The organism is Streptomyces sp. NPDC054956 (assembly GCF_053609185.1).
Genome location: NZ_JBSGXB010000299.1, coordinates 1 through 9,180, shown reverse-complemented (window position 1 = coordinate 9,180; position 9,180 = coordinate 1). Strand labels below are relative to the sequence as shown.

General features: G+C 73.8%; 10 protein-coding genes. 4 read left to right on the top strand and 6 right to left on the bottom strand.

The genetic code is table 11. The features are described 5' to 3' along the window. The coding region (locus tag ACWGDE_RS31885; RefSeq protein WP_453392515.1) for an Lrp/AsnC ligand binding domain-containing protein at positions 1–167 on the top strand (167 nt) is incomplete at its 5' end. On the opposite strand, the gene ACWGDE_RS31880 is transcribed toward ACWGDE_RS31885, so the two are convergent. The 6 genes from ACWGDE_RS31880 to ACWGDE_RS31855 form a co-directional block, all read right to left on the bottom strand. After that, entirely contained in the window at positions 145–552 is a 408-nt protein-coding gene (locus ACWGDE_RS31880) for a WhiB family transcriptional regulator (RefSeq protein WP_453392514.1), read from the bottom strand. The genes ACWGDE_RS31885 and ACWGDE_RS31880 overlap by 23 nt on opposite strands. Positions 553–692: 140 nt before the next feature. Beyond that, positions 693–1,823, bottom strand: coding sequence for an LLM class flavin-dependent oxidoreductase (locus ACWGDE_RS31875; RefSeq protein ID WP_453392513.1), 1,131 nt, complete (start codon positions 1,821–1,823; stop codon positions 693–695). Between the two features lie 129 nt (positions 1,824–1,952). After that, positions 1,953–3,320 (bottom strand): NtaA/DmoA family FMN-dependent monooxygenase, encoded by a 1,368-nt coding sequence (locus ACWGDE_RS31870; RefSeq protein WP_453392512.1) that lies wholly within the window; start codon positions 3,318–3,320, stop codon positions 1,953–1,955. Positions 3,321–3,342: 22 nt separating this feature from the next. Further along, the gene (locus tag ACWGDE_RS31865; protein WP_453392511.1) at positions 3,343–4,551 is read right to left on the bottom strand and encodes an LLM class flavin-dependent oxidoreductase; all 1,209 of its coding nucleotides are present in this window, start codon (positions 4,549–4,551) and stop codon (positions 3,343–3,345) included. Between the two features lie 72 nt (positions 4,552–4,623). After that, positions 4,624–4,734 (bottom strand): putative leader peptide, encoded by a 111-nt coding sequence (locus ACWGDE_RS31860; protein WP_453392510.1) that lies wholly within the window; start codon positions 4,732–4,734, stop codon positions 4,624–4,626. Positions 4,735–4,816: 82 nt separating this feature from the next. Beyond that, positions 4,817–5,524, bottom strand: coding sequence for a GNAT family N-acetyltransferase (locus tag ACWGDE_RS31855; RefSeq protein ID WP_453392509.1), 708 nt, complete (start codon positions 5,522–5,524; stop codon positions 4,817–4,819). 260 nt (positions 5,525–5,784) lie between these two features. On the opposite strand from ACWGDE_RS31855, the gene ACWGDE_RS31850 reads away from it, so the two are divergent. From ACWGDE_RS31850 to ACWGDE_RS31840, 3 genes are all read left to right on the top strand, one after another. After that, positions 5,785–6,312, top strand: coding sequence for a hypothetical protein (locus ACWGDE_RS31850; RefSeq protein WP_453392508.1), 528 nt, complete (start codon positions 5,785–5,787; stop codon positions 6,310–6,312). 246 nt (positions 6,313–6,558) lie between these two features. Continuing rightward, positions 6,559–7,359, top strand: coding sequence for a carbon-nitrogen hydrolase family protein (locus ACWGDE_RS31845; protein ID WP_453392507.1), 801 nt, complete (start codon positions 6,559–6,561; stop codon positions 7,357–7,359). A gap of 63 nt (positions 7,360–7,422) precedes the next feature. After that, positions 7,423–9,120 (top strand): flavin monoamine oxidase family protein, encoded by a 1,698-nt coding sequence (locus tag ACWGDE_RS31840; RefSeq protein ID WP_453392506.1) that lies wholly within the window; start codon positions 7,423–7,425, stop codon positions 9,118–9,120. Positions 9,121–9,180: the final 60 nt, after the last annotated feature.

Here is a 9,180-nt window from a genome sequence, read left to right as displayed (position 1 = left end):
CGGTCCCCGGCGCCGCGGACGCCCTCGTCCAGGTCTTCGCCTCCGACATGCGGCACTTCGAGCGGGTCCTGGAGCGGATCGCGGGCGAGCCCTTCGTGGAGCGCACGAAGTCCGTCCTCGTCCTCTCCCCGCTGCTGCGCCGCTTCACCTCGGGCGCACCGGCGTAGGCCGCCGGTCCTGCGCGGCCGGACCCGCCGCCGCGCGCCGCCCGGCCCGCGAGGGGCGCAGCAGTGCGCGGCGCTCCTCCTCGGTCAGGCCGCCCCAGACCCCGAACGGCTCCCGGGTCCGCAGGGCGTGCTCCAGGCACGCCGAGCGCACCGGGCATCCCGCGCAGACCCGCTTCGCCGCGGCGTCGCGCTCCTCCCGGTCCTCGCCCCGTTCGCCCGCGGGGTGGAAGAACCGGTTCGAGCCCAGCTCGCGGCAGGCCGCGCGGGACTGCCACTGCCAGTGGTGGAGGGCGGAGCCGGGCAGCCGGCCCGGCCCGGCCGCGGAGGCCCGGGGGGACGGACGGGGCGCGGGGGTCGATGCGGTGCTGGAGACCTTGCGGGTCATGGTGGTTCGTTCCCTTCGCGATGCGGTCGGCGGACGCTTTCCTCCGCGTGTGACCGCTCCGCTCCGCGCCAAACCCCCGTCGCGAGGACCTTGCGCACCGCGGGAAGCCCCGGCGGGCGACAGCCGTCAGCCGCCACCCGTCACCCCCGCCGGGCCCATTCCTGGGCCAGCAGCCGGTACGACCGGACCCGGTCGGCGTGGGCGTGCGTGATCGTGGTGATCAGCAGCTCGTCCGCGCCGGTCGCGTCCCGCAGCCGCTCCAGATGGTCGGCGACCGTCGCCGGGGAGCCGGCGAACTGGGTCTCGACCCGGTCGGCGACCAGCGCGTGGTCCGCCGCCGACCAGTCGCGGGTCAGCGCGCGGGCCTCGTCGGGCGTGGGGAAGGGGATCGCGCCCTCGCCCGTACGGATGCTGTGCACCCAGGGCGCGTAGCCGGTGGCCAGCTCCCGCGCCTCCGCGTCGTCCGGCGCCACCACCACGTCGGCGGACACCGTCAGGTAGGGGCGGTCCAGCCCGCCCGGTCCGGCCGAGGGCTTGAACGCCGCCCGGTACCCCTCGGCCGCCTCCAGTACGCTCGCCGGGCTGACGTGGTAATTCGCCGCGAACGGCAGCCCGTTGGCCCCGGCCGTCTCCGCGCTCACCCCGGCGCTGCTGCCCAGGATCCACACCTGGACCCCCGCGCCCTCGCCGGGCACCGCGTGCGCCTCCACCCCGTCCGGCGAGCGGTACTCCCCGCGCAACAGGGCCAGTACGTCGCCCACTTGCCCGGAGTACTCCTCCGACTCGGCCCCCGGCAGATGCAGCAGCCGGCGCTGGAGCGCGATGCGCGGGTGGCCCCGCAGGTGCTCGAAGGAGAACGGGGCCGGGATGCGCAGCCCGTTCTCCGTGGTGCGGGCCACCGGGGGCTCCCCGGTGGCGGGCTTCGGCGGGCCGCCCGCGGAACGGCCCAGGCCCAGGTCGATCCGGCCCGGGTGCACCGCGTCCAGCAGGCCGAACTCCTCGACGGTCGACAGCGCCGTACGGTGGCCCAGCTGGACCGCGCCCGAGCCGATCCGGATCGTGGAGGTGGCCGAGGCGGTCAGCGCGAGCACGACGGCCGGCGAGGTCCCGGCGACCCCCGGGTTGAGGTGGTGCTCGGCGAACCAGTAGCGGGCGAAGCCGAACCGCTCGGCCTGGCGGGCCAGGTCGACGCTGGCGCGCAGGGCCTCGGGGGCCGTGGAGCCGGACGGGATCGGGACGAGGTCGAGGACCCCGAGCGGGACGGCGGGCATGGTGTTCCCTCCTACGGTGACGGGATGCGGAGCGGCGGCCTGGGGGCCTCCGGAGGCGGCCTCCGGAGCGGCCCTTCGGAGGCGGCCTCGGAGGCGGGCCTTCGGAAGCGGGCCTTCAGCGGTGGGCCTTCAGCGGTGGGCGGGGGCCAGTGCGCGCGGGGCGGCGAGCCCGAGGTGGTCGCGCAGCGTCGGGCCCTCGTACTCGCGGCGGAACACCCCGCGCTCCTGGAGCAGCGGGACCACGGTGTCCGCGAAGGCGTCGAGTCCGCCGGGCGTCAGGTGCGGCACCAGGATGAACCCGTCGGCCGCGTCCGCCTGGACCAGGCTGTCGATGGCCCGGGCCACCGTGAGCGGCGAGCCGACGAAGGACTGCCGGCCGGTCGTCTCGATGACCAGCTCCCGGATCGACAGGCCCCGGGCGGCGGCCAGCTCCCGCCACTCTCGCGCGACGGCCACCGGATCGCGGTGCATGCGCACGCTGGCCCGCCCCTGCGCGACGGTGTTCTCCCCGGGGACGGGATCGACGTCCGGCAGCGGCCCGTCCGGGTCGTGGCCCGACAGGTCCCGGTTCCACACGTGCTCCAGGTACTTGATCGCGGTCGCCCCGCTGACCTGCGCGAGCCGCACCTCGTGGGCCAGCTCCCGCGCCTCGGCGTCGGTGTCCCCGAGTACGAAGGTGGCCGCCGGCAGGATCTTCAGCTCCTCGGGGGTGCGGCCGTACCGGGCCAGGCGCCCCTTCACGTCCGCGTAGAAGGCGCGGCCCGCGTCCAGGGTGGAGTGCCGGCCGAAGATGGCGTCCGCGCCGGCCGCCGCGAACTCCCGGCCCTCGTCCGAATCGCCCGCCTGGAAGACCACGGGCCGCCCCTGGGGGCCGCGGGGCACGTTGAAGTGCCCGGCGATGTCGAACTGCTCGCCCCGGTGGGCGAAGGAGCCCGCACCCGCGTCCCGCAGGAACTCCCCGGAGACCGGGTCGGCGAGGACCTCGCCACCGTCCCAGGAGTCGAACAGCTCGTTCGCGGTGGCGAGGAACTCCCGCGCCCGCTCGTAGCGCTGCTCGCGCGGCAGGAACCCGCCGCGCCGGAAGTTCTCCCCGGTGAAGGCGTCCCACGAGGTGACCACGTTCCAGGCGGCCCGGCCGCCCGAGAGGTGGTCCAGCGAGGCGAACTGGCGGGCCACCTCGTACGGCTCGTTGAAGGTGGAGTTGATGGTGCCGGTCAGCCCGAGGTGGGTGGTGACGGCGGCGAGCGCGGCCAGCACGGTGAAGGTGTCGGGCCGCCCGACCACGTCCAAGTCGTATATCTCGCCGCCCTGTTCGCGCAGGCGCAGCCCTTCGGCGAGGAAGAGGAAGTCGAACTTGGCGCGCTCGGCGGTCCGGGCGAAATGGACGAAGGAGTCGAACTCGATGTGGCTCCCGGCGGCCGGATCGCTCCACACGGTGGTGTTGTTGACCCCGGGGAAGTGCGCGGCGAGATGGATCTGCTTGAGCGGCTTGCTCACGGCTGTCGGTCCTTCCGGGGGATCAGGCGGAGAGGGAGGCGGGGGCGGAGCCCGCGGGGGCGCCGGGGGCAGCGGCGGCCGCGTACCGGTTCGCGGGCCGCTCCAGCCCCAGCAGCCCGCGCAGCGAGGAGGCCCCGTACGCGCGCCGGAACGCCCCGCGTCGCTGCAGCTCCGGGACCAGCCCGCGGGTGATCGCCGGAAGGTCGTGGGCGAGCACGCCTGGCCGCAGCCTGAACCCGCTCAGCCCGGCCTCGTGCCACTCCAGCAGCAGGTCCGCGAGCAGCTCCGGCGTCCCGGCGAAGATGCGGGCGTCACTCGTGTACGCGGCCCCGTGCAGGGCGTCCAGCCGCTGCAGCCGGCGCTCCGCGTCCGCCGGCTTCCCGTCGAGGAAGACCGTCAGCTCGCCGAACACGTGCGGGGTGGAGGGGAGGGCCGCCACCGCGGCGCGGGCCTCGTCGGCATCGCCCGGGGTCACGTGGCCGATGTCCGCGGACCCGGCGAGGAACGGGTAGCCGGCGGCGTCGGAGGCGAGCGCGGCGACCGGCGGCAGGCCCTGCGGCGGCCGCGGGGTGATGGAGGGCCCCTTCACGCTGAAGTGGCGCCCCTCGAAGTCGATGTAGTGCAGTTTGGCGCGGTCGACGAAGCGGCCCGTGGCCACGTCGCGGATCTCGGCGTCGTCCTCCCAGCTGTCCCACAGCCGGCGGACCACCTCGACGTGGTCGGCGGCCTCCCCGTACAGCGCGGCGGTGTCCGCCCCCGCCGCACGGCGCCCGAAGTGGCGTACCTCGTCCGCCCGTTCGGAGATCTGCACGCGCAGGCCGGCCCGCCCGCGGCTGACGTAGTCCAGGGTGGCGAGCGCCTTCGAGACGTGGAAGGGCTCGGTGTGGGTGGCCGTCACGCTCGGCACCAGCCCGATGTGCCGGCTGAGCGGCGCGACCCGGGCGGCGACCAGCACCGCGTCGAGCCGGCCGCGCACGAGGTCGCTGCGCCCGTCGGGCCCGGCCGGATCGGTGGACTGCAGGCTCAGTGAGTCCTCGAAGGTGACGAAGTCCAGCAGCCCGGCCTCGGCCTCGGCGACGAGCGCTGCCCAGTAGCCGGCGGTGAACAACCGGGCGGCGTCCGCGCCCGGTTCGCGCCAGGCGGCCGGATGCCAGCCCGCGCCGTCCAGGGCGACGGCGAGGCGGATCTCCGGGGAGCGGGACCCGGGGGAGCGGGAAGGGGGAACGGGCATGGCGGAACTGCCTCCTGATCGGACGGCGCGGCTGGAAGCACCCCCCAGGGGGCGCGTAACGCGGAACGCTGATCAGGAACGACAGAGGGAGGCGGCGACGCGCTGGAGGTCGATGTGCGCGCGGGAGTGCAGGCGTACGGCGCTGCGCGGGGAGACGGGCCCGCCACCGGTCCTTGCGGTCATGCCGTGCCACCCCCGTTCCGTTCGTGCCTCCGACGCTAGGCCAGTCGGAGCCCGGCCACAACGGCCGCCGTGTCAAACCGTGTTAACCCTTCATGTCGGGAGTGCGAAGCCCGATGAACAAGGGCTCCCTGCGCAGGGTGAACCCCATCGCCTCGTACAGCCCGATGGCCGAGGTGTTCTGCGCGGCCGCGTGCAGGAACGGGCTGTCGCCGCGCTCCTCGACGGCGGCCACGACCGCGCGGATCAGCCGCCCGGCCAGCCCCTGGCCCCGGTGGTCGGGGTGCGTGCACACGGCGCTGATCTCCGACCAGCCCGGCGGGCGCATCCGCTCGCCGGCCATCGCGACGAGCCGGCCGCCGCGGCGGATGCCCAGGTACGTGCCCAGCTCCACGGTGCGGTCGCCGAACGGGCCGGGCCTGGCCAGCTCGACCAGCTCCAGCATCTCCGGCACGTCGGCGGGGCCCAGCAGGACCGCCTCGGGTTCCTCCTTGCCCCGCACGGGCCGGCCGTCGAGCTGTACGCCCGGCAGGGACACCAGGGTCTGCCAGCCGGCGGGCGGGGTCGGCAGCCCGGTCAGCCAGACCTCCCGGCCGGGGCCGACGAGCTCCGCCAGATCGGCCCACGCGCGCGGATCCTCGGGATCGGCGAGCCCGGCGAAGGGCGATACGCCGGAGGCGTAGCGGGCGGCGAGCCCGGCGGGCCCGGTCTCGGCGAACTCCCGGTGCGGGCCTTCGAGCGCCGCCCAGACGGGATTGTCGAGGACCGAATCGGGCCGGGACGCACGGGACATGGGGGAGATTCCTTCCGATCGGCGCGGGCGGTCTTGACGCCCCCAGGCGGCGGCACGAGACTGCGATGGCCAGCCTAACGGGGGCCGCGGACACGAGGGGGAGCCGGTGGATCAGCTCGTCACGTCACCCGCACCCCTCTTCCGCTCCTGGCTCACCCGTCGCCTCCACATCGATCTCCTGCGCGTCTGCAGCGCCTCGGCCCCGGCCGCCTGAGGGCCCAGCCGAGCCAGCGCGTACGCACACGGACCGATGGAGAGCCATGTCCCACACCCATGTCCAGAACCCTGCCCAGAGCCCTGTCCGGAGCTCTGCCCAGGGCCATGTCCACACCCCCGTCCAGAGCCCTTTCCAGGCTCCCGCCCGTCCCCGGACGCCCGACGAGAGCCATGCCCGGGTTCCGGACCAGCCGCCCCACCCCCGCACCCGGCCGGAGGAATCCCTGCGGGGGCGGATCGGCACCGGGTTCTCGCCCGTCCCGCACCGGTACCGGATCTACCTCGCCGACGACGACTGTCCGAGCTGCCTGGGCGTGGCCTCCGCGCTCGCCTCCTTCGGCCTGTGCGGCTCCGTGGCCCTGACCGTCCTGCCGCCCGGCTCCCGCGGCTCCGCCGCCCACGACGAGCTGCGCCGCGCCTACGAGGCCTCCGGACACCACCACGACGGCGCCCTCACGGTCCCCGCCCTCTGTGACGGCTGGAGCGGCCGCGTGGTCTCGAACCACACCCCCGACATCCTGGAAGACCTGCGCCGGCTCGGCACGGACCCGGCCTTCCGTACGGCGGGATAGGGAACCGGAAGGGGCGCCGGAAGGGGCGCCGGACAGGGCACCGGGCGGGACCCACGGGACCCGCCCGGCACCACCGCGAGACCCTCCCGGGGCCTTCGGACGGCCTCCGCGCAACGAATCGCCGCACCGGCCCGGCAATGCGCAACGAATCGATGCGCCGAGCGCAACGGTCACGGCTTGTCGGGGTCGAACGCGCGAACGTACCGTCTATAGGACTCCCACCCCTCCTGCCACAGAGGTACGCCCATGCCCCCGCTGCGCACCGCCCTCCTCCAGAGTTCCGGAAGGCTCGGCGACACCGCCGACAACCTGAAGGCGCTCGACGAGGCCGCGGCGCGCGCCGCACAGGCGGGGGCCGGGCTCCTCGTGACCTCGGAGATGTTCCTCACCGGCTACGCGCTGGAGATCGAGGACATCGCCCGCCTCGCCGAGCCGGCCGACGGCATGTCCGCCCGCGCCATCGGCGAGATCGCCCGCCGCCACGGGGTGGCCGTGCTCTACGGGTACCCCGAGCGGGACGGCGAGGCCGTCTACAACACGGCGCAGCTCATCGGCCCCGACGGGACCCGGCTGGCGAACTACCGCAAGACCCACCTCTTCGGCTGCTTCGAGCAGGACGCCTTCACCCCCGGCGACACCCCCGTCGTCCAGGCGGACCTCGGCGGTCTCCGCATCGGCATCATGATCTGCTACGACGTGGAGTTCCCCGAGAACGTCCGGGCCCACGCGCTCGCCGGCACCGACCTCCTCCTGGTGCCGACGGCGCAGATGCACCCGTTCCAGTTCGTCGCCGAACAGCTGGTCCCCGTACGGGCCTTCGAGAACCAGATGTACATCGCGTACGTCAACCGCACCGGCCCCGAGGGCGAGTTCGAGTTCGTCGGCCTGAGCTGCCTGGCGAGCCCCGACGGGGTCACCCGGACCCGGGCCGGCCGCGGCGAGGAGCTGGTGTTCGGCGAAGCCGACCCCGAGCTGCTGCGGGTCTCGCGCGAGACCAACCCGTACCTGCGCGACCGCCGCCCCGGCCTGTACGCCTCGCTCGTCTGACCGCGGTCCCGCCGCCCCCGCTCGACCTTCCCCCCTGCCCCACCCCGCTAGGAGTCGTACCCCATGACGTCCACGGTGCCCACCACCGCCGTCCCGCACAGCGACGGTCAGCCGCCGATCACGATGTTCGGACCGGACTTCCCCTACGCGTACGACGACTTCCTCGCGCACCCGGCGGGCCTGGGCCAGATACCGGCGACCGAGCACGGCACCGAGGTCGCCGTCATCGGCGGCGGGCTGTCCGGCATCATCTCCGCCTACGAGCTGATGAAGATGGGCCTCAAGCCCGTCGTCTACGAGGCCGACCAGATCGGTGGCCGACTGCGCACGGTGGGCTTCGAGGGCGCGGGCACCGAGGGACTGACCGCGGAGATGGGCGCCATGCGCTTCCCGCCGTCCTCCACGGCCCTCCAGCACTACATCGACCTCGTCGGCCTGGTCACCGAGCCCTTCCCGAACCCGCTCGCCGAGGCCACCCCCTCGACGGTCGTCGACCTCAAGGGCGAGACCCACTACGCCGAGACCATCGCGGACCTCCCGCAGATCTACCGCGACGTGGCCGCCGCGTGGAACGACTGCCTCGACGAGGGCGCCGACTTCTCCGACATGAACACCGCGATGCGCGAGCGGGACGTCCCGCGCATCCGCGAGATCTGGGCGAAGCTCGTCGAGAAGCTCGACGACGAGACCTTCTACGGTTTCCTCTGCAAGTCCGAGGCCTTCAAGTCCTTCCGCAAGCGGGAGATCTTCGGCCAGGTCGGCTTCGGCACCGGCGGCTGGGACACCGACTTCCCGAACTCGATCCTCGAGATCCTGCGCGTCGTCTACACCGAGGCCGACGACCACCACCGCGGCATCGTGGGCGGCTCGCAGCAGCTCCCGCTGCGCATGTGGGAGCGCGAGCCGGAGAAGATCGTCCACTGGGCGCAGGGCACCTCGCTGTCCTCCCTCCACGACGGCACCCCGCGTCCGGCGGTCACCCGCCTGCACCGCACGGCGGGCAACCGCATCACGGTGACGGACGCCACCGGCGACATCCGCACGTACCGCGCCGCGATCTTCACGGCCCAGTCCTGGATGCTGCTGTCCAAGATCGCGTGCGACGACTCGCTGTTCCCGATCGACCACTGGACGGCGATCGAGCGCACCCACTACATGGAGTCGTCCAAGCTCTTCATCCCGGTGGACCGCCCCTTCTGGCTGGACAAGGACGAGGAGACGGGTCGCGACGTCATGTCGATGACCCTCACGGACCGCATGACCCGCGGCACGTACCTCCTGGACAACGGCCCCGACAAGCCGGCCGTCATCTGCCTGTCCTACACCTGGTGCGACGACAGCCTCAAGTGGCTGCCGCTGTCCGCGAACGAGCGGATGGAGGTCATGCTGAAGTCCCTCGGCGAGATCTACCCGAAGGTCGACATCCGCCGCCACATCATCGGCAACCCGGTGACGGTCTCCTGGGAGAACGAGCCCTACTTCATGGGCGCGTTCAAGGCCAACCTGCCGGGCCACTACCGCTACCAGCGGCGCCTGTTCACCCACTTCATGCAGGACCGCCTCCCCGAGGACAAGCGCGGCATCTTCCTCGCGGGCGACGACATCTCCTGGACGGCGGGCTGGGCGGAGGGTGCGGTCCAGACGGCGCTGAACGCCGTGTGGGGCGTCATGCACCACCTCGGCGGGTCCACGGACTCCACCAACCCGGGCCCGGGCGACCTCTACGACGAGATCGCCCCGGTCGAACTCCCGGAGGACTGACCCACCGGGCCCCTCCGGCCCCCTGACCCGGGCCGCCCCCACGTGCGCGAACGTGGGGGC